The sequence below is a fragment of the uncultured Phascolarctobacterium sp. genome (genome assembly GCF_958349595.1).
In the GTDB taxonomy this organism is placed as follows: Bacteria; Bacillota; Negativicutes; order Acidaminococcales; family Acidaminococcaceae; genus Phascolarctobacterium.
Map to the genome: position 1 here is coordinate 35,358 of NZ_CATWDQ010000006.1, position 20,230 is coordinate 55,587.

Sequence of the window (20,230 nt, forward strand, 5' to 3'; positions counted from 1 at the left end):
GATGCGACATTTGCTTGTCCGGGGGGGGGACATCGTGTTAAAATATATTTAATAATCAAAGTTTTGGTTATAAAAAATTATTTTAAATAATAAACATTACACAAGGGAGGGAGATTTATGAAAAAGGGTAAAAGTGTTTTGACAAGGCGCGTGCTGGCCGGACTGCTGGCAGGGGTGCTGCTGGGCAGCGTGGGCTATGTACAGCCTGCGGCTGCTGCGGGGCAGATCGTCAAGATAGAGACGCAGGATGATTATATTCAAGCAGGCAATGACGTTAAAGACAGCGCAGGTAATATCAGCCCCAGCGGTTCTGCTTCCGGTAACCAAGTGACCATCGGCACAGCTGGCGGCGGTGACGTACCGCTGATTGGCACCGGAACTGGCAGCGGCGAACAAAAAAATGTTTATGGCGGTTATGGCTTTAGCTCCGCTGTTGTCGATAATAATCATGTCTATATAATCAGCGGCCAGATGGGACAAGTTTACGGCGGTTATGCCGGCAGCAATGGTGCAGTAACAAATAACAAAATAACCGTCACTGGCGGTACGATAACAGACAGTGTTATTGGCGGCTACAGCAACGGCAGCTCAGCCACAGGCAATAAAGTGGATATCACTGACGGTACGGTTAAGAGTTATGTTATTGGCGGCTATAGCAATAGCTATAGCGATAGCGATACGGTCACAGGCAACAGCGTCACTATCAGCAAAGGCACCATTGAAGATTATGTCAAGGGCGGTTATGGCATCGGCAAGGTGGAAGGCAATAGTGTCACTATCAGCGGTGGTGAGGTACACAAGATTGTCTATGGCGGAGATTCCATAAACAGTACGGCTGTGGGCAACATTCTTACTATTACGGGCGGTACTATCGGGCAAGACGATGGCAGCGGCATGTATACTTATTATGTCGCTGGCGGTAATGGTGTTGAGGCTGCTACAGACAATATTGTTATCATTGAAAAAGGTACTGTCAACGGCAGCGTCACCGGCGGCGATGCTAGCAGCGGTAAGTCTACAGACAATAAAGTTTATATCAGCGGCGGCACTGTCAAAGATGTAGTTTACGGAGGCTACAGCGCTGGCAATAGCGTTGGCAATGATGATGTCATGGGCAATCTGATAGTCATCAGCGGTAACGGTGAGGTCGCTAAAAATGTCTACGGAGGTTTTGGCAGTGCCAGCGGCGCTGTAACAGGCAATGAAGTCCGTATCAGCGGCGGCATTATTAGCGGCTCTGTCTATGGTGGGTATGGACAGCGGGGAGCTGTCACAGATAACAGCGTCACTATCAGCGGCGCACCAAAATTTGGCACTGAATCGGTGCTGTACGGCGGCGCTACTACCAGCGGTACGGTCAGCGGCAATATACTGAATATCCATACCAAAGGGCTTGAGGTAGCCAACGTCAAGGGTTTTGACGTTTATAACTTCTATCTGCAAAACGACACCCAGGCCGGCAACACCCTGCTGACCCTGACAGGCGGTAATGGCAGTGATAAGAGTACCAGCCTTGACGGCAGTACTATCAACGTTGGCATGGAAGGTTCAGCCCCTGCTCTGCAGGTAGGCGACAGCGTTATTCTTGTCAAGAATGAAAACGGTATTACTGGAGATGTGACTTACGGCAAGATCAAAGACGGGGTCAGCATCGAGTATGAATTTACAACTGAGTTAGAGGGCGGTACAGCTTTGGTGAGCAGGGTCACCAGAGCCGGTATCAGCGGCGACAGCAAGTCCCCGGTGGAGACACAGCTGGCGGCTGCAGCCTTTATCAACAGTGGCGCAGACCTTTTGGCAGGCAGCGGCGTAAGCAGTGCGGTAACGGCGGCGGGCAGCGGTAATGCGGAAATGTTCGGCGCTATGGGCGGCGGCAGTATGCGCTACAAGAGCGGTTCCCATGCCGATGTGCATGGTTATAATTTAGCCTTGGGCGTTGGCAAAGCCATCGCCAACAAGGCAGGGCAGCTGACCTTCGGTCCCTTTGTAGAATACGGCCACGGCAATTACACCAGCCATTTGGACAGCGGCGTGCGTGGCGACGGCAATACCAAATATTATGGTATCGGTATGCTGGCACGGCAGGATAATACCAGCGGTGTATATTACGAAGGCAGCCTGCGTTACGGACGCATGGACGCCGACTATGGCAGCAACGACATGAGCGGTTCGCTGGGTAAAGTATATACCCAATATGACAGCAGCAACGCTTATTATGGCGCGCATCTGGGCATCGGCAAAGTGACGGAACTGAACGATAGTACCAAAGCCGATGTTTACGCCAAGCTGCTGTACACCCACCAAAGGGGCGACAGCGTTACTTTGCAGGGCCAGGGCGCAGGGGAAGAATATGACTTTGATGCCGTAGACAGCACCCGCGCCAGAGTGGGGGCAAGGGTAAGCAAAGCTTACGGCGAGCGTGGCAGCGGTTATGTAGGCGTGGCCTATGAATACGAATTTAACGGTGAAGCAAGAGCCACCGTCAAAGGGTTCAGCACCCCGTCGCCCAGTATCAAAGGCAGCAGCGGTATGCTGGAGCTGGGCTACATTTTGCAGCCCCAAGGGGCTAATGACCCGTCCATCAACATCGGCCTGCAGGGCTGGGGTGGTAAAAAACAAGGCTTCACGGGCAATGTAAATTTTGTATGGACGTTTTAAGTGAGCGGCGCTTTCTTTCAAGAAAGTGCTATAATAAAGAAACAAAAAATTAAATTCAAACACTCAAAGCAAAAACAGATCCCGTCAAGCTTAAAAGCTGACGGGATCTGTTTCTTTACATATGCAAATGTTCTTCCAGCATACCCTGATGGATTCCTTCTGGATCTTGCAGGAGTTGGACTTTCAGGCGTGTGATACGGATGTTATCCAGCTCTTCGACTGAAAATTCCGCAGTGGGCAGTTTTACAGTCTGACCTAATTGAGGTGGATAGTCCAGTTGGGAATAGACCCAGCCGCCGATGGTGTCACAGCTTTCAGAGGATAATTCCAGACCGAACAGGTCGTTGACGTCTTCCAGCAGCATTTTACCGTCGATGGAATAGATCTTATCGCCTTCAGCTTCTATTTCCGGGCGTTCTTCGTCAAATTCGTCCTGGATCTCGCCGACGATTTCTTCTAATATATCTTCGATGGTGACCATACCGGCGGTGCCGCCGTATTCATCGATCAAAATTGCCAGCTGTTTACGTTGTTTTTGCAGCAGGCGCAGCAGCTTACTGATCGGCATGGATTCAGGCACGACCAGAACTTCACGCGCCAGGGTGCGTAAATCAGGTTTCTGACCGGCGTTTAAAGCCCGCAGCAGGTCTTTGATGTGCAGAAAGCCGATGATATGGTCTTTATCTTCTTCGCAGATCGGGTAACGGGTCATGCGTTCACCGAGAGCGACCTGGATGTTTTCCTCAAAGGTGTCATCCAGAAACATACAGATCATATCTGTACGCGGGACCATGATCTCGCTGGCGTGGCGCTCGGAAAAATCAAAAACATTGTCCAGATAGGTCAGCTCGCTTTTGTCGATATAGCCGTATTTATAGCTTTGTTCCATCAAAAGGCGGATCTCGTCTTCATTATGCGCTTCCTCAGCTTCGCTGGCAGCGTGGATACCCATACGCCTCAGGGTCCAGTTGGCAACATGGTTGAGAAACCAGACGGCCGGATACATCAGTTTATTGAACATGATCAGCGGCCAGGCGACAAAAAGCACTACTTTTTCTGTTTTCTGGATCGATAAGGATTTTGGAACCAGCTCGCCCAGTACGATATGCAGAGCGGTAATGACAGAGAAACCGACAACGAAGGCAATCGTATGCTCAAGCTGTGCCGGTACATGGAATAAATGAAATAACGGCGTCAGCATTTTGGCTACAGCCGGTTCGCCGATCCAGCCAAGACCAAGGGACGCAAGGGTGATGCCCAGTTGGGTCACTGATAAATAGGCATCAAGATGTTCGGTGACCTGACGGGCATGGACAGCCTGCCTGTTGCCTTCTTTTATTAAAGTGTCAAGGCGCGAAGGACGCACTTTAACTATAGAAAATTCTGATGCAACGAAAAAACCGTTGAGCGCGACTAAAAATAAAATAATAATGATGTTAAAGATTATACTGAGATATTCCAAAGAATCTGTTTCCCTGCGGAAACATGTTCACCTCCGTTGCTGCTTAAAGCAGTATATTATATAAAAATAATTTTATCATAGGTCGAGGTTATAAATAAAGTTTCATTTTAGTATAAATCAGTTGTTGATAAGCCGTTTTGGCAGGTCAGGGCTTAACTACTTCCTGCGAAGAATGTATAGTAGCCTAGACGCTGTATATCGCAGTTTTTCAAAATATTCAGATGTTTGGAAATAATGTTTTGCAGTTGCTGTGCTGATAATCAACTCAGGCTAAGCGCATTTTGGCAGTCGGGCTGAGTGTACATTATTAAAACAGCAGTTGCGCCTGAAAAAGAGATGGAAGTGCTTTAATATTTTATTGCAAGTGTTTTTGAAATTTATGGCAAAAAATAAAAGCTGAAATATATCTATAATATTTAAAATATGCAGTAGCAACAATGCCGATAAAAGCTGGCTCCAGGCCAGTTTAGACCCCATGTTGCTACAGTAACAAAAAATTGAAATATTGTTTAAATTAATTAAACTATTAGAAACAATAATGTTCGCTATTTTCATACATTGTTAAACTAGACGGTGTAATTATAAAATTCTACAATGAAAATGTAATCACAAGGGTGATTAAGTAAACAAAAAGGAGGATTATGTATAAACTATTTTAGGAAATGAGGTGAGTTTATGTCTTCAGCAGTCAAATGTTTAATTGTTTTAGCAATAGTGGCCTTATTATTTATTACTGAACTTATTCCTCTGGCCATTACCGCTATGGGCGGCGCTATCGCCTGCGGACTTTTGGGATTTATCCCGGCTAAACAGGTTTTTTCGGGACTTTCTAATTCAACAGTAGTGCTTTTTGCTGGTATGTTCGTTGTTGGTGCGGCTATGTTCCATACTGGACTGGCCCAGAAGATTGGTATCTCTATCGTTAAACTTTCAGGTACCAGTGAAAACAGTTTGATGTTTGGTATCATGATCGTTGGTGCAGGTTTATCTTCTGTTCTGTCTAATACCGGTACGGCAGCCTGCCTGATGCCGGTTGTTCTGGGCATCTGTGCTGCGGCAAAGATCCCTGCTTCACGCCAGTTGATGCCGTTGGCTTACGCCGCAGGTGTTGGCGGTATCATTACTTTGGTAGGTACTCCGCCTAACATTATCGTTTCCGGCGCTTTGACTTCTTTTGGGTATGCGCCCTTCTCTTTCTTCGAGTTTGCCTGGATAGGTGTTCCTCTGACTATTGTGGCTATTGCTTATATGATGTTTATCGGCAAGTATCTGCTGCCGAAAGCTGAATTGGACGCAGATCAGGAAATCGAACAGGAAATTGAAGCGACAGTACATGACAGTAAAAAACAAGTTATTTCCGGTTTGATCCTGGCAGTAGTTGTTATCGTTATGGCACTTGATCTGAAGAGCGTAACTTTGGAAATGGCCGCTATCATCGGCGCCCTGGTTTGTGTGCTGACGGGCTGCCTGACTGAAAAGCAGGCTTATGCGTCCATCGACTGGGTAACGATCTTCCTGTTTGCAGGTATGATGCCTGTATCTACGGCAATGGATAAGACCGGCGCCGGTAAATTGATCGCCGAGTGGGCAGTAAGCCTGATGGGAGGTTCTCCTACCCCGATCATTATGACTTCAGTATTGTTTATCATCTCCTGTACGTTGACGCAGTTTATGTCGAATACGGCTGCTGCAGCCTTGTTGGCTCCGGTAGGCGTAGCCATTTCGCAGCAGCTGGGAGCTTCCCCGAAAGCAGTATTGATGGCTATCGGTGTCGCAGCTTCTTGCGCTTTCGCAACTCCGGTAGGTACTCCGCCCTGTACTTTGGTATTGGGGCCTGGTAACTATAAGTTTATGGACTATGTAAAAGTAGGCGTACCGCTGGTAATTCTCTGCTTTATCGTTTCTATCATCGTTATTCCGATGGTATGGCCATTCTTCCCCGGTTAATTGGGACGGCTGTGGAAGAACTGTACATAAATTTCTCCTTTTTACAGCAGGAATGCTTTTTGGGTGGCATTCCTGCCAGTTTACCCGGGATTTAAAGTGAAAGAAGGTGTGACTGGTATGGGAGCAGAAGCTATTGCAGGTGGTATTGTTGCAATTATTTTCTCTACTTGCTGGTGGCTGGTTAAAAGTTGATTTTAACAATTAAAATTCGTAAGCGCGGCTTTTTCGACTAATTAGAACCAACTGAGAAAGCGCGTAAGGTAATCTTTCACTGAAGCAGAAGTACTTATAAGTGCTTCTGCTTTTTTATGGATATTTGCAATGACATGCAAAAATAGAAAGTCCATTCCTCATTTGAGGAATGGACTTTCTATTTCTTAAATAATTAAAGCTTTATTCAAAACAATTTAGTCAGCAGAGGCAGCAGCAGCGGCGCTAAAATAGAAGTAGCGATACCGGTAAGTCCAATAGCAACGCCGCCGATAGCCAGCTGGACTGCACTTTTATTGACGCAGGCGCTGGTGCCCAGGCCATGGCTGGAGGCACCGATGGCCAGACCGATGGCGATATCGTTTTTAAAGCCCAGCAGCTCAAGGATCTTATGATTGAAGGTGGAGCCGAACATACCGGTGAAGATGACGCAGGCTGCCGTTAAGGAGGGGATACCGCCGATGACGTTGGAAATATCCATGGCGATAGGCGTAGTTACCGACTTAGGAACCAGCGAGAGCAACACTTGCTGGCTGGCACCGAACAGAGTGCCGCAGATAAAAATGGCTGTGATGCCAACGGTGGTAGCGACAAGCACGCCGCTGACAATGATAAAAAAGTTGGCTTTTAAGGTTTTGCGGTTGCGGTACAACGGCAGAGCCAGAGCTACTGTAGCCGGTCCCAGAAGAAAGTTGATAAAACTGGCGCCGGAGGCGTATTGCTCGTAAGTGATATGAGGCGCCTGAAAATAGATGATGCCCATGATGATGGGGCAGGCCAGCACAAAAGGCGGAATGATGTTGAGTTCCAGGCGGTTGACGAGCAACTCGCAGAAAACATAAACAATGATGGTGAGACCAATGCCGAACATGGGTGAATTGAGCAAAGCTTCGGGAAACAGCATCAGTTTTTACCTCCTTTTCTAGGCCGTGAAAGCAGCTCGACAAAAGCTGTTGTAGTAACTAAAATGATCAGGCTGCTGACGATGATAGTGACAAAAATGGCTATACTTTCCGCTTTGATGATATCCAGATAAAGCAGCATACTGATGCCGGCCGGTAAAAACAACATACCCATTTTTTCGATAAGTATGGTGCAGGCGTCTTCAACGCTTTGTTCGCGGATAACGCCGGTCAAAAGTAAGACTGCCAGTAGGATCATGCCCAGCAGCGCCGGAGGAAAAGCGATGTGCAGCGCCTGTAGAAATAAAACACTGACCCATTGCAGAGCCAGTAAAATAGCTGTACCACGTAAGATAGAACCAGGTGTCATAATAATTCCCCTCAATCTATAATTTGGAATAACTACTATTGTACTATTGTGCAGATGATTGTCAAGATTATGCCGAATTAAAATAATAATAAAAATATTTGACTTTTTGACTTTTGGCGCTTATAATAAAAATTAAGGAAGCCGGCAGTGCCAGCTTCCTTGAAAATTACCTTATTTAAAGGCGATATAGAGGTTGGTCAAAAATATCAGTCCCAAAAGTCCCATGGCAAAAAGCCCCAGCAGCTCGAAGCGGTACATGGATACTTCTTCGTTGAGCAGCGTGTAGCTGCGCTGGATAACATGGATCTTATTTTCGATGTTGTCCTTCCAGACGGAAGCGCGCAGCAGGGACAGATAACGGGTGTAGATGCGGGCGTAGAAGATATCTTCGGTGACCTGCAGGGCATTGTTGATGTTACTGGTCAGGCTGCTGACATCGGCCATCAGCTCCATCAGGTTGCCGCGGATCTGGCGATAGCTTTCCAGGCGGGTGGCCTTGCTGGTCATGTTAGCTTCTTCCAGCTCGTCATAGGTTTTGTCGATGGCGTTGTTGAGGGCGTTGTCATAATAACGCAGTTCTAAAAACTGCGCGTTGGCAAATTCCAGCAGGTCGGGCACGTCAAGGCTGCCGCTGGGATCGTAGACAACTGCCGAATCCCAGGCCAGATAGGTAACGTCGTCGGCGTAGGAGAAGCTGTTTTCCAGCGTTTCCCGGCGGGTCTGCTGGCTGACAGGTGTACGGTCTTTTAAGAGTAAGGGGACCAGATCCCAGTCGGCTCGTTTTTCCTGGAAGTAATAAACGACAAAGTCTTCGTCAAAGTCCGAAACGCGCTCGTTGGAGCAGGCGGGACGGATAGTTTCGAGGACGGCGTCCAGATAACTGCGGATCTCGTCTTCGGGCATATTTTCGCTGACGATGGCCATATCGAGATATTCGTCGTAGGTAACATCGTCTTCGAAGGGAATGCGCAGGATCAGGCTGATAACGCCCAGGTCAAAAATGCGGGCTTTGATTTCAGCCAGATAGGTTTTGCCGCCCAGCTCCATTTCGTGGGAGCCAAGTTCGACCAAAACCGGCGGATCTTTAAAGGTGATGGATTTTGTAGAGATCCTGTCGAGACGTAAACGGGATGCGATCTTGTTACGGCTTGTCCATAGGGCCTGCACAAGATCCAGATTGATTTCGTCGGCGACGTCGAACAGTCGGTAAACGATCATGGATGTATTCATACTTGCCTCCATATAATGATTTTTTATAGTTGGGTCGCAGCTGCCGCGGCTGTGAGAGTGACAGCTGTTGCAATCAGTGCAATACTTATTTTGTGTATTCGCCGCAGAGTTTAGTTTCCCTGCGTGACGATAAAAAAATTTCTGTAAAAACAAGTTAAAAGATTAAAATTTGATGATAGTCAGGAGGTGTAGCGCTATGCAAGAACGCTACAGTGAAGAAGTAAAAAGTATTTTAGAAGCCGCACAGCAGCAGGCTGTAATGAATTATCAGCAGGAGTTGGCCTGTGCGCATCTTTTAGTGGCCTTGAGCAGCAGCGAGGGCTTTTTTAAGTTTTTGCTGGCCAATGTCAAGGCTGATGAAAAAACTTTTGCGCAGGAAGCCAAGGCGCTGATGCAGCGGATACCTTCTGTCAAAGGGCAGGACCGTCAGCTGACGATGAGTACGGCTTTGGCCCGTGTGATAGGTCTGGCGGCACAGGCTGCCGGTCAGGGCGAGGTAAACATCGGTCATTTGGTAGCGGCTTTAGCCAGCGATGGTGACAGTGATACTGTGTCTCTGCTTAAAAAATACGGTATCGATAAGAAAAAAGCAGAAGGGCTATATATGGCTTACACTAACGGACAGGCTGACGAAGAAAGTAAACAGACCCTGGAAAAATATGGTCAGGATCTGACTGCCAAGGCTATGGACGGTAAGCTGGATCCGGTTATCGGCCGTGATGAGGAGATCCGCCGTGTGATCGAGATCCTGTCGCGCCGCAAGAAAAACAATCCGGTGCTGATAGGCGAACCTGGCGTTGGTAAAACTGCTATCGCCGAAGGTTTGGCACGGCGTATCGTGGCCGGCGACGTACCGGAAAATCTGAAGAACAAGACGCTGTATGCTCTGGATCTGGCGGCACTGGTAGCAGGCGCCAAATACCGCGGCGAGTTTGAAGAGCGTCTGAAAAAGGTGTTGAAGGTGATTTCTGATTCTGCCGGGCAGATCATTATGTTTATCGACGAGCTGCATACGGTGGTCGGCGCCGGCGCTGCCGAAGGCGCAATGGACGCTGGCAATATCCTGAAACCGATGCTGGCCCGCGGCGAGCTGCGCTGTATCGGCGCAACGACGCTGAATGAATACCGTAAGTATATCGAAAAAGACAGCGCTCTGGAACGGCGGTTCCAACCGGTAATGGTCAAGCAGCCGGGTGTTGAGGATACGATTTCGATCCTGCGTGGTCTGAAAGAGCGTTATGAAGTGCATCACGGCGTACGGATCAAAGACGCGGCGCTGGTAGCTGCTGCTGTTTTGAGTAACCGTTATATTAATGACCGTTTCCTGCCGGATAAGGCTATCGACCTGGTGGACGAGGCGGCTGCCCGTCTGCGGACGGAGATCGATTCGCTGCCGGCCGAGCTGGACGAGAGTAAGCGCCGTATCCTGCAGCTGGAGATCGAAGCTCAGGCTTTGGGGAAAGAGCAGGACGAGCAGTCGAAGGATCGTCTGGCGAAAATTGAAGAAGAACTGGCCGAACTGCGGAAGGAAAACGAAGCGCTGGTCAAACGCTGGGATGCTGAAAAGGCTTCTATCGCCCGTGTGCGTGAGGTAAAGAAAGAAATCGACGCCGTAAAACAGGAAATGGAAAGTGCTGAGCGCGGCTATGATCTGAATAAACTGGCAGAATTGAAGTATGGCCGTTTGCCGGCGTTGGAAAAAGAACTGGCCGAGGTGGAGGCCCATAATAAAAATACCAACGACAACATATTGCTGAAGGAAGAGGTTGACGAGGAAGATATCGCCAAGGTCGTCAGCACCTGGACCGGTATTCCGGTATCCCGGCTGAGCGGCGGCGAACGCGAAAAACTGGTGCATTTGGAGGATATCCTGCATCAGCGGGTAGTTGGCCAGGACGACGCTGTTAAAGCGGTCAGCGAGGCAGTTGTGCGTGCCCGTGCGGGGATCAAAGACCCCAGCCGGCCGATCGGTTCCTTTATCTTCCTGGGGCCTACCGGTGTCGGCAAGACGGAGCTGGCGAAGGCGCTGGCCGAGATTTTGTTTGACGACGAGCGTAATATGATCCGTATCGATATGAGCGAATATATGGAGAAGCATACCGTTTCCCGTCTGATCGGCGCGCCTCCGGGCTATGTTGGTTACGATGAAGGCGGTCAGCTGACCGAGGCTGTACGCCGCCATCCGTATTCGGTAATTTTGCTGGACGAGATCGAAAAAGCGCATGCCGATGTCTTCAACGTATTGCTGCAGGTATTGGACGATGGCCGTCTGACTGACGGTCAGGGACGTAACGTAGACTTTAAGAATACGCTGATCATTATGACCAGTAATTTGGGCTCGGCCGAGATCATGAAGAAGCAGGGGCAGATCTCCCGCGAGGAAGTACAAAGCATGCTGATGCAGTTCTTCCGTCCGGAATTTTTGAACCGTGTCGATGATATCGTGGTCTTTAAGGCATTGGAGAAAGAGCAGATCCACGATATCGTGAAAATGATCTTGAAGGAACTGGACGAAAGATTGGAAAAACAGCTTGATCTGACACTGACCTACAGCGACGAGGCTGTTGCCTATCTGGCGGAAGCCGGTTTTGATCCTGCCTTTGGTGCGCGGCCTCTGAAACGGTTGATCGTGCACACGGTCGAAAACCTTTTGGGTAAGAAGATCGTCAGCGGCGAGATTAAGAGTGGCGAAACTGTTCGTGTAGTGCTGAAAAACGGCGCTATCGATATAGAACGGACTGTCTGAGTATTTAGTAAGTAAAGATTTTTGGAAAACAGGGCTGTGTTCATTGAACGCAGCCCTGTTTGCGTATATAATGAAGATATAAAGTAAATTTTTACTTTGGAAGGAGCGATCGCAATGGCTAAAAAGGTATTGATCATCGGCGGCGTTGCTGCCGGCATGAAAACAGCTTCACGTTTGCGCCGCAGAGATAAGGATGCGGAAATCACTGTTTTGGAACGGGGTCAGCAGGTCAGCTACGGCGCCTGTGGCTTTCCGTATTATATCGGCGGCGATGTAGAGGATTTTACCAGCTTTACCCATACGCCGCAGGGATTTGTCCGTGATGCGGAATTTTTTAAAACGGTCAAGGGCTTCGACGTGCTGACAGGACATGAGGCGCAGAAAATAGACCGTGCCAGAAAAACGGTAACGGTTTTGGACAAAGCTGACGGTACAGTAAAAGAAATGCAGTACGACGTGCTGGTACTGGGCACTGGTTCGACACCTGTAAAATTGCCGCTGCCGGGCGCTGACCTGGGCGGTATCCATAATTTCTGGTTCCCGTGGGAAACCTTACAGGTCAAGGCGGAGATGCAGGAATACAAGGTGACGGACGTGGTTATCGTCGGCGCTGGCCTGATCGGTATGGAACTTGCCGAGGCCTTCCATAAACAGGGATTGACAGTGAACATCGTGGAGATGCAGGACAGGATCCTGCCGCAGCTGCTGGATCTGGAAATGGCTGATTTGGTGAAAAAGCCGGTGGAGAAAGCAGGCATCAGGCTGTATCTGCAGGAAAAGACGCTGGGCTTTGAAGGCGTCAATGGCCGTGTTACCGCGGTTAAGACAGATAAAAGGACGATCCCGGCGCAGCTGGTGATTGTTGCTGTGGGCGTACGCCCTAATGTTGAGCTGGCGAAGGCGGCCGGGCTGGAGATTGGTCCCAGCGGCGCGATCGCAGTCAACGAGTATCTGCAGACCAGTGATCCGTCTATTTATGCGGGCGGCGATTGTGCGGAAAATACTAACATCGTCAGCAAGGCGAAAATGTTTGCGCCGATGGGCTCAACGGCTAATAAGCATGGCCGTGTGATCGCCGACAATATTTGCGGCGACGGCATTAAATATCCCGGTATTTTAGGAACTGGTATCTGCCAGATACTGAACTGGCAGGCTGGCAGCACCGGCCTTAACGAGCGGGCTGCTCGGGCTGCCGGTATCGAATTTGAGTCGGTAGTAGTGCCAGGATTTGACAGACTTGGCTATATGCCGGGCGCACAGCGTCTGGTGCTGAAGCTTTTGGCAGATGTCAAAACGCAAAAGGTCATCGGGGCCCAGGTCGTCGGTACCGGCGGTGTCGATAAACGTGTTGATGCTCTGGCGACAGCGCTGAGCTTTGGCGCTACTTTAGAGGATCTGAGCAATATCGATTTTGCTTACGCGCCGCCTTTTAACGGGCCGATCGATAATATAGCGACTGCGGCCAATGTGCTGCTGAATAAGATCTGCGGACGACTGCGCAGCATCAATCCTAAAGATTTTAAAGAGCTGCGGCAAAACTGCGAATATACGCTGGTCGATGTGCGGTCGCCCGGTGAATTTAAAGCCAATCGTATCGCCGGCTGCGCTAATATCATCAACCTGCCGCTGGGCAAGGTGCGCAGTGAAGCTGAAACGGTTTTGCCGGATAAAGAGGCGAAACTGGTCTGCTCTTGCCAGATCAACCTGCGCGGTTATGAAGGCGAAACGATGCTGCGGGCGCTGGGTTATAAAAACGTACAAAGCCTGGAAGGCAGCTTGAGCGGCTGGCCTTATGAAACCGAAAGCGGCGACAAGAAGTAAGCTTTACAGAAAAATAATACAGACTTAAATCCTGCAATAGGCAATTTCTATATTCAATATAGAAATTGCCTATTTTTCATTTAAATTGGCTTAGAATATAATGAATTTAAAGAATTGTAAAAGGCAGGAGCGTTGATATTATGAAGGTTTTGGTAATCAATTGCGGTAGTTCTTCGATCAAATTCCAGCTGTTGGAAATGGAAACGGAACAGTTGCTTGTCAAAGGACAGATTGAGCGGATTGGTATGGACGGCAGCCGGTTAAAGTTGCAGGGCAAACAGGAATATGTTATTGAGATCAAGCATACCATACCTGACCACAGGACTGGTATCCAACTGCTTTTAGATAGTTTGACGGACGCCAATTATGGAGTTATCGATGCGTTGAGTGAAATAGATTGTATCGGGCATCGGGTCGTGCATGGCGGCGAAAAATTTACAGAGGCGGTTGTGATCACGGACGAAGTAATCAAAACGATCAGTTCCTGTATTATGATCGCTCCGCTGCATAATCCAGTCAATCTGGAAGGGATCAAAATATGTCTGGAGCTGTTTCCGCAGGTGGTACAGGTCGCTGTTTTTGATACCGCGTTTCACCAGACGCTGCCGGAAACAGCGTACTTGTATGGCTTGCCCTATGAGCTGTATATCAAATATGGTATAAGACGTTATGGTTTTCATGGCATTTCCCATCAGTATGTTACCAATACACTGGCGCAGAAAATGGGACGTCCGCTTGAGGAGTTGAAAATAATCACCTGTCATCTGGGCAACGGTGCCAGTGTGGATGCGGTAAAGTATGGCCGGTCAATAGATACCAGTATGGGATTTACGCCGCTGGAAGGTTTGATTATGGGTACCAGATCAGGAGAAATAGATCCCGCTATTATTCCTTTTATCATGGAACAGGAGGATATGACAGGCAAACAGGTTTACCGGTATTTGAACAGTAAATCGGGGATCTTGGGTTTGTCAGGGCTGTCCAGCGATTTCAGGGATTTGGAAAGTGCGGCCAGATTTGGCGATACCAGGGCGCAGCTGGCGATAGATGTTTTTGCGTATCAGGTGAAAAAATATATCGGGAGTTACGTGGTATCTATGGGCGGATTGGACGCAATCGTTTTTACGGCAGGGCTGGGCGAAAACTCTCCTTATATGCGTGCTAAGATCTGCGATGGCTTAGAAGTCATCGGCGCTAAAATTGATTTGCGAAAGAATGAAATCAGGGGTGAAGATGCGCAGGTCAATAAGGATGATTCGGACGTAGAACTTTGGACGATTTTGACGAATGAGGAATTGATGATCGCCAGAGAAACAAAACGGTTATTTGAACAATATGGATAAAAGCAAAGGAGGCCTGAAAAAATGCAGAAAAATATTTTATTGAAAAATGGTATAGTACTGGATCCTGTACTTGGAAAAAAACAGCAGAGGGATATTTATATTCAGGATGGTAAAATAGTTGCCCGGAAAAAGTTTAAAGGAGCAGATGTAGCTGTTGATGTTAAAGGTTGTCTGGTGATGCCGGGATTAATAGATTTTCATAGCCATGTTTTTTACAGTGGAACAGAAATAGGTATTGATCCTGATCTGAGCTTGATCCCACAGGGCGTAACGACAACTGTTGATGCTGGAAGCGCCGGTACTGCTAATGTGGAATGTTTTCTGAAAAATATTGTCAGTCAATCAAAAATGCGTATCAAAGCTTTTCTTAACGTTTGCCCAAGCGGGTTGGCAACAATGAAATATCATGAGAATGTAGACCCTCAATATTGGGATGAAAGTAAACTGCAGAAACTTCTTGCTGAGCATAAGGACATTTTATTAGGACTTAAAGTAAGAATCAGTAAGGAAATAGTAGGTTATTTGGGAATAGACGTACTGATAAAAGCCGTGGCTTTGGCAGAACGGTTAAAAACACGGCTCGTTGTGCATGTGACTGATCCGCCGGAAGGTATGGGCCGAATTGCAGAGTTGCTGCGGCCTGGTGATGTTTTGGCACATTGTTATCATGGGACTGGCCAGACGATTATGGATGCTGCAGGGAAGGTTTTGCCAAAGGTTCGTGAGGCACAGCAACGCGGTGTTATCATGGATGCAGCCAATGGCGGCAATCACTGGTCATTTAAAGTAGCTGAAAGGGCATTGGCTGAAGGTTTTGCGCCGGATATTATTTCAACAGATCTGACAGGGAAGACGCTTTTTCAAGACCCGGTTTTTTCACTGCCATATATTATGTCTAAATATTTATTATTGGGTATGGATTTACTGGATGTTGTTGCAAGATGTACCAGCATACCGGCACAGATCTTGGAAATGGACAAACAGTTGGGATCACTGCAGGAAGGTTTTGACGCTGACATAGCGGTCTTTAAGCTTTGCGACAAGTATATGTGTTTTACGGACACGCAGAAAGAAACGCGAATAGGTAAAACTGTACTGGTACCACAGATGACAATTGCTGGCGGGGAGATTTTATACCGTAATATAGCATTGTGAGAGGAGAAGTATTATGAAATTACTGGAGGGCGTAAGGGTTTTAGATATTTCGACAGTTATTGCGGCTCCATTTGCCGCTGGACTGATGGCAGATTTTGGTGCAGAGGTTATAAAAATAGAAATGCCGGAGGGAGGAGACCCTTTTCGGAGGCTGGGACCTTATCATGGCGGCCAGGCGCTGAGATTTGCCTGTATGGGGCGTAATAAAAAATCGGTTACACTGGATCTGCGTACGGAAAAAGGCAAGGAAATCTTTTTACAGTTAGTAGAAAAAAGTGATGTTGTAATTGAAAATTTCAGGACTGGGACACTTGATAAATGGGGCATCGGCTACGCAAAGATGAAGGAAAGAAAGCCTGATATCATTCTCAGCCATGTTACTGGTTATGGGCAAACAGGTCCGTATAAAAATATTCCTGGTTTTGGTACACCGGCTACGGCCTTCTCAGGAATGACCTATATTACAGGGTATCCGGACAGACCTCCGGTAAGCCCGTCTTTTTCGCTGACTGATTATATTGCCGGCTTATATACGGCAATGGGTACGATGATGGCGCTATATCATCGCGACGCTCTGCATGGTAAAGGACAGGAGATCGATGTAAGCTTATATGAAGGTGTTTTCAGGTTTATGGAAATACTATGTGCTGATTATGACAAAAATGGAATTATCAGGGAACGCCGTCCTAAACTGAACGGGACTTCGAGCCCTGGAGGAACTTATAAAACTAAAGATGAAAAATGGGTAGTTCTTGTCTGTAGTACTGACAGGACCTGGGAATATTTGACCACGGCCATGCACAGAGAGGATTTGCTGGCTGATCCGTTATATGTGACGATGCGGGATCGTGTTAAAAATGACAGTTCTCTGGATAAAATAGTCAGCGACTGGATCGGAAGTAAGGATTATCTGGAATTAAAAGCAATTGTTGATGCAGCGGGAGTACCTGTTAATTTAGTGTACAGTATTGAAGACATTTTTGCAGACCCGCATTATCAGGTAAGGAATGACATCGTGGAAATGCCGCATCCCGTATTGGGCTCAATTAAAATGCCGGGGATAACTCCTGTTTTCAGCGAAACTCCTGGAGAAATAAAATGGGTAGGACCGGAATTAGGGGAACATAATCAGGAAGTATATGGAAAGCTGCTGGAATATAATGAAAGTTATTTAGGTGAACTGAAAAAAGAGGGCGTGATTTAAGATGAAAAAATTGCCTGGTTCTATAAAGGTTTGCGAAGTCGGACCACGAGACGGCTTACAAAATGAAAAAGAACTTCTGACTGTGGAAAAAAAGATTGAGCTGATTGAAGCTGCAGCAGATGCGGGTGTAAGTGTTATTGAGGTAGGTTCTTTCGTCAGTCCCAAAGCTGTGCCGCAAATGGCCGCTACGGATCAGGTTGCGCAGAAAATACATAAGAAGAAAGGCGTTGAGTACAGAGCCCTGATTTTTAACATGCAGGGACTGAAAAGAGCAGAAGCCGCAGGCATTGATAAAGCCAAAATAACAGTTTCGGCAAGTCGTTCACATTGCCTGCGCAACATGAATAAAACTCCCGAAGAAGCAGTTCAGTCTTTTGCGGAGATAGCTGATTATGCTGTTCAAAAGAAAATAAGTTTATCGGGAGCTGTTTCTACTGCGTTTGGTTGTTCTATTGACGGTGCTGTTCCGTTGGAACAGGTAATTGCCATTATTGTGCAGATAAGAAAGTTGGGTATCAGAGAGATCTCTTTATCGGATACTACTGGTATGGCTAATCCATTACAGGTTTACAAATATGGAACAGAAGTCAAGAAATTGTTCCCGGATATTGACTGGGTGCTGCATTTCCATAATACGCGTGGTATGGGATTGGCTAATGTTCTGGCTGGGCTTATGGCAGGAATCACTACCTATGATGCGTGCTTCGCAGGATTAGGGGGCTGTCCGTTTGCTCCTGGAGCTTCTGGAAATATCGCAACAGAAGATCTGATAAATATGGCAGAAGAAATGGGAATCGCAACCGGTATTGATTTAGAAAAATATATTGCGCTTGGTCATAAAGTAGAAGATTATATAGGTGGAGCCCGTTCCAGTTCTATTTTACGGGCGGGTCGCTGCTGCGATATCATGAAAAAGTAAACAACAAATATGATTTTATTTATTGTTTAATGAAACCGGAGAAAAACAAACATGCTATAATGAAAGCAAAGATGGTGTTATGCTAGGCGGTGCATTATGGAAGAACGGGATTGGCTGATTTTAAAAACGCTTTATGAACAGAAGAATATTACAAAAACGGCAAAGATATTGTATATTTCTCAGCCTACTTTGACAGCGCGGATTAAGCAAATAGAGGAATCTTTAGGGACCAAGCTGCTGTATCGCGGTAATAAAGGGATAACTTTTACGGAAACCGGTGAATATACCGTTAAATTTGCGGAAAAGATACTTGGTGAATTACAGGATTTCAGGGAAACTATTACGAATATGCAGGAAGATGTAGCTGGGATTTTGCGTATTGCTGCTCCCAGTATTTTGGCACGTTATTTTTTACCTAAACTGCTGGGAAAGTTTCAGGATATGTATCCAAAAGCAAAATTTGATGTGCAGGTTGCGCAAAGCAGTGATGTTATCAGCTTGACGGGAGCATTGAATGTGCACTTTGGTTTCGTAAGAAACAAATTTGACTGGCCGGAATATGAACGGATACTTCTGGCAACTAATTATGTTTGTGCTGTTGCGGCGAAGCCTTTTGTTTTGAGTGATTTACCGCATATGGTGCGTGTAGATTACTATACCGACCAATACTATCAGAATTTGCTGGACAAATGGTGGTATGAGATTTTTGAAGAACCGCCGATTATTGGTACGCGCGTCAGTAATCTGGATTTATGCAAAGAAATGGTTTTTAATGGATTAGGTTATGGTTTACTGCCGTCTATTTTGATCGAAGAATATCCGCAGCTGCATTCTGTTCCTCTGGTACATAAGGATGGAAGCAGGGTAAAACGTAATACATGGCTGATTTATAAAAAAGAATTGCTTGATTTAAAACTTCCTAAAGTTTTTCTTGAGTTTGTGATAGATTCGGATTTTGATAGTTTCCAAAGAAATCATTAAATCTTTATAAGTGTTCTGAGATAGGCATTTTTGATGGTTGACATCGAAAATGCCTATTTTTCATATATCCTGAAAGTATATATAATTGAATCAAGATAATACTATAAAAGGTGGTGTGAATATGGTATTTAGAGGACATGAATTTGTTGCGGGGACAAATAATAAGGGAGATGCATCAGTGACTTTAGAAATTATGAAAAGCGGCGGCATCAAAATAGAAATCATAAGTAAGGCCTTGACTAAATATGGGCAGTCTATTGAAAACAGTATTCGAGAGATTTTAAGCAAAGCAAATGTAGAGCATGCAAGGATTGCAGTTGAAGATTATGGAGCTTTGGACTTTGTGATCCGGGCTAGAACAGAGACTGCTATCCAAAGAGCTTTGGCAGAAAAGGAGTAGTACTATGAACTCTTTATACAGAACAATGTTTTTTGTGCCAGGCAATGATCCGCGAAAGATCGTTGGTGCAGAAATTTATCGTCCCGACTGTATTATTTATGATTTGGAAGATTCTGTATCGGTGTTTGAAAAAGACAGTGCCAGAATATTGGTTAAATATGCTTTACAGTATAATAGGCCTGATTGCAGGATAGGAATAAGGATTAATCAGGCAGATTCTCCTTATTATGAAGCTGATGTACGCAGTATGGTTCCTTTAAAACCTGATTTTTTAAGGTTGCCGAAATCTGAGACTGCAGACGATATAAGGAATTTGGATCGATTGATTAGTGAAATAGAAGCAGCTCATTCAATAGAGGCCGGAACGATAAAAATTGTTGCCAGTATTGAAACTGCTTTAGGGGTCATAAATTCTTATCAAATAGCCAGTGCCTCTGAGAGAATGTTGGCTATTGGGTTAGGGGCTGAAGATTTCAGAACTGATATGCGTATGGAACGTTCAGAGGAAGCTTTGGAAATATTGTTTGCCCGTAATCTGATTTCTTTGAATGCACATGCGGCGGGGATTATGGCAATGGATTATGTTTACAGTAATATTAAAAATGACGAAGGCCTGAAACGAGATGTTAAACTTGGTAAACAATTAGGTTATACCGGTAAATCAGTGGTGCATCCAAATCAAATCGGTATCGTACACGAACTATATACCCCCACTGGTAAAGAAATAAATACTGCCAAAAATATTTTAGATGCTTATGAGGAAGCTCTGAAAAATGCTTCGGGAGTTACTGCTCTCAACGGAAAAATGATTGATAAACCGATGGTAACAAGGGCCATGTCGATTTTATCCTATGCTAAAGCAGCTGGTATGGAGGTTTAAAA

General features: G+C 46.5%; 15 protein-coding genes. 11 read left to right on the forward strand and 4 right to left on the reverse strand.

What is annotated here, in order from left to right:
- The first annotated feature begins 117 nt into the window (after window positions 1-117).
- A complete protein-coding gene (locus Q4G98_RS06405; protein ID WP_298565399.1) occupies window positions 118-2,658 on the forward strand; it encodes an autotransporter outer membrane beta-barrel domain-containing protein in 2,541 nt (846 codons plus the stop codon).
- A gap of 115 nt (window positions 2,659-2,773) precedes the next feature.
- Here Q4G98_RS06405 and Q4G98_RS06410 read toward each other — a convergent pair whose 3' ends face one another.
- On the reverse strand, window positions 2,774-4,120 hold the full coding sequence (locus tag Q4G98_RS06410) for a hemolysin family protein (protein ID WP_298565401.1): 1,347 nt from the start codon (window positions 4,118-4,120) through the stop codon (window positions 2,774-2,776).
- 675 nt (window positions 4,121-4,795) lie between these two features.
- Here Q4G98_RS06410 and Q4G98_RS06415 point away from each other — a divergent pair.
- Window positions 4,796-6,067: an SLC13 family permease gene (locus Q4G98_RS06415; protein WP_177560761.1), complete on the forward strand. Its 1,272-nt coding sequence runs from the start codon at window positions 4,796-4,798 to the stop codon at window positions 6,065-6,067.
- A gap of 397 nt (window positions 6,068-6,464) precedes the next feature.
- On the opposite strand, the gene Q4G98_RS06420 is transcribed toward Q4G98_RS06415, so the two are convergent.
- The 3 genes from Q4G98_RS06420 to Q4G98_RS06430 form a co-directional block, all read right to left on the reverse strand.
- The gene (locus Q4G98_RS06420; protein WP_293545693.1) at window positions 6,465-7,181 is read right to left on the reverse strand and encodes an LrgB family protein; all 717 of its coding nucleotides are present in this window, start codon (window positions 7,179-7,181) and stop codon (window positions 6,465-6,467) included.
- Window positions 7,181-7,549 carry a CidA/LrgA family protein gene (locus Q4G98_RS06425; protein WP_177560759.1) on the reverse strand — a complete coding sequence of 123 codons (369 nt, stop codon included), beginning with the start codon at window positions 7,547-7,549 and terminating at the stop codon, window positions 7,181-7,183. The genes Q4G98_RS06420 and Q4G98_RS06425 overlap by 1 nt, the downstream gene beginning before the upstream one ends.
- 171 nt (window positions 7,550-7,720) lie before the next feature.
- Window positions 7,721-8,779, reverse strand: coding sequence for a hypothetical protein (locus Q4G98_RS06430; RefSeq protein WP_293545689.1), 1,059 nt, complete (start codon window positions 8,777-8,779; stop codon window positions 7,721-7,723).
- A gap of 196 nt (window positions 8,780-8,975) precedes the next feature.
- Between Q4G98_RS06430 and clpB the strand changes: the two genes are divergently transcribed.
- The 9 genes from clpB to Q4G98_RS06475 all read left to right on the forward strand — a co-directional run bounded on the left by clpB (window position 8,976) and on the right by Q4G98_RS06475 (window position 20,228).
- Window positions 8,976-11,525, forward strand: a complete 2,550-nt coding sequence (clpB, locus tag Q4G98_RS06435) for an ATP-dependent chaperone ClpB (RefSeq protein ID WP_298565404.1) — start codon at window positions 8,976-8,978, stop codon at window positions 11,523-11,525.
- 114 nt (window positions 11,526-11,639) lie between these two features.
- Window positions 11,640-13,346 carry an FAD-dependent oxidoreductase gene (locus Q4G98_RS06440; RefSeq protein ID WP_298565406.1) on the forward strand — a complete coding sequence of 569 codons (1,707 nt, stop codon included), beginning with the start codon at window positions 11,640-11,642 and terminating at the stop codon, window positions 13,344-13,346.
- A gap of 140 nt (window positions 13,347-13,486) precedes the next feature.
- Entirely contained in the window at window positions 13,487-14,689 is a 1,203-nt protein-coding gene (locus Q4G98_RS06445) for an acetate/propionate family kinase (protein ID WP_298565408.1), read from the forward strand.
- A 21-nt stretch (window positions 14,690-14,710) separates the two neighbouring features.
- Window positions 14,711-15,844, forward strand: a complete 1,134-nt coding sequence (locus Q4G98_RS06450) for a metallo-dependent hydrolase (RefSeq protein ID WP_298565410.1) — start codon at window positions 14,711-14,713, stop codon at window positions 15,842-15,844.
- Window positions 15,845-15,857: 13 nt separating this feature from the next.
- Window positions 15,858-17,048, forward strand: coding sequence for a CaiB/BaiF CoA-transferase family protein (locus Q4G98_RS06455; RefSeq protein ID WP_298565412.1), 1,191 nt, complete (start codon window positions 15,858-15,860; stop codon window positions 17,046-17,048).
- Between the two features lies 1 nt (window position 17,049).
- Window positions 17,050-17,967, forward strand: a complete 918-nt coding sequence (locus Q4G98_RS06460; RefSeq protein WP_298565414.1) for a hydroxymethylglutaryl-CoA lyase — start codon at window positions 17,050-17,052, stop codon at window positions 17,965-17,967.
- A 96-nt stretch (window positions 17,968-18,063) separates the two neighbouring features.
- The gene (locus Q4G98_RS06465) at window positions 18,064-18,948 is read left to right on the forward strand and encodes a LysR family transcriptional regulator (RefSeq protein ID WP_298565416.1); all 885 of its coding nucleotides are present in this window, start codon (window positions 18,064-18,066) and stop codon (window positions 18,946-18,948) included.
- A 121-nt stretch (window positions 18,949-19,069) separates the two neighbouring features.
- Window positions 19,070-19,348 carry a citrate lyase acyl carrier protein gene (gene citD, locus Q4G98_RS06470; RefSeq protein WP_301961894.1) on the forward strand — a complete coding sequence of 93 codons (279 nt, stop codon included), beginning with the start codon at window positions 19,070-19,072 and terminating at the stop codon, window positions 19,346-19,348.
- Between the two features lie 4 nt (window positions 19,349-19,352).
- Window positions 19,353-20,228, forward strand: coding sequence for a CoA ester lyase (locus tag Q4G98_RS06475; protein ID WP_298565418.1), 876 nt, complete (start codon window positions 19,353-19,355; stop codon window positions 20,226-20,228).
- The last annotated feature ends 2 nt before the right edge of the window (window positions 20,229-20,230 follow it).

Coding starts and splice junctions, on each gene's coding strand:
- Q4G98_RS06415 (WP_177560761.1), top strand. CDS start 4,796: ATGTCTTCAGCAGTCAAATGTTTAATTGTTTTAGCAATAGTGGCCTTA.
- Q4G98_RS06405 (WP_298565399.1), top strand. CDS start 118: ATGAAAAAGGGTAAAAGTGTTTTGACAAGGCGCGTGCTGGCCGGACTG.
- Q4G98_RS06465 (WP_298565416.1), top strand. CDS start 18,064: ATGGAAGAACGGGATTGGCTGATTTTAAAAACGCTTTATGAACAGAAG.
- citD (WP_301961894.1), top strand. CDS start 19,070: ATGGTATTTAGAGGACATGAATTTGTTGCGGGGACAAATAATAAGGGA.
- Q4G98_RS06430 (WP_293545689.1), bottom strand. CDS start 8,779: ATGAATACATCCATGATCGTTTACCGACTGTTCGACGTCGCCGACGAA.
- Q4G98_RS06445 (WP_298565408.1), top strand. CDS start 13,487: ATGAAGGTTTTGGTAATCAATTGCGGTAGTTCTTCGATCAAATTCCAG.
- clpB (WP_298565404.1), top strand. CDS start 8,976: ATGCAAGAACGCTACAGTGAAGAAGTAAAAAGTATTTTAGAAGCCGCA.
- Q4G98_RS06455 (WP_298565412.1), top strand. CDS start 15,858: ATGAAATTACTGGAGGGCGTAAGGGTTTTAGATATTTCGACAGTTATT.
- Q4G98_RS06420 (WP_293545693.1), bottom strand. CDS start 7,181: ATGCTGTTTCCCGAAGCTTTGCTCAATTCACCCATGTTCGGCATTGGT.
- Q4G98_RS06460 (WP_298565414.1), top strand. CDS start 17,050: ATGAAAAAATTGCCTGGTTCTATAAAGGTTTGCGAAGTCGGACCACGA.
- Q4G98_RS06450 (WP_298565410.1), top strand. CDS start 14,711: ATGCAGAAAAATATTTTATTGAAAAATGGTATAGTACTGGATCCTGTA.
- Q4G98_RS06425 (WP_177560759.1), bottom strand. CDS start 7,549: ATGACACCTGGTTCTATCTTACGTGGTACAGCTATTTTACTGGCTCTG.
- Q4G98_RS06440 (WP_298565406.1), top strand. CDS start 11,640: ATGGCTAAAAAGGTATTGATCATCGGCGGCGTTGCTGCCGGCATGAAA.
- Q4G98_RS06475 (WP_298565418.1), top strand. CDS start 19,353: ATGAACTCTTTATACAGAACAATGTTTTTTGTGCCAGGCAATGATCCG.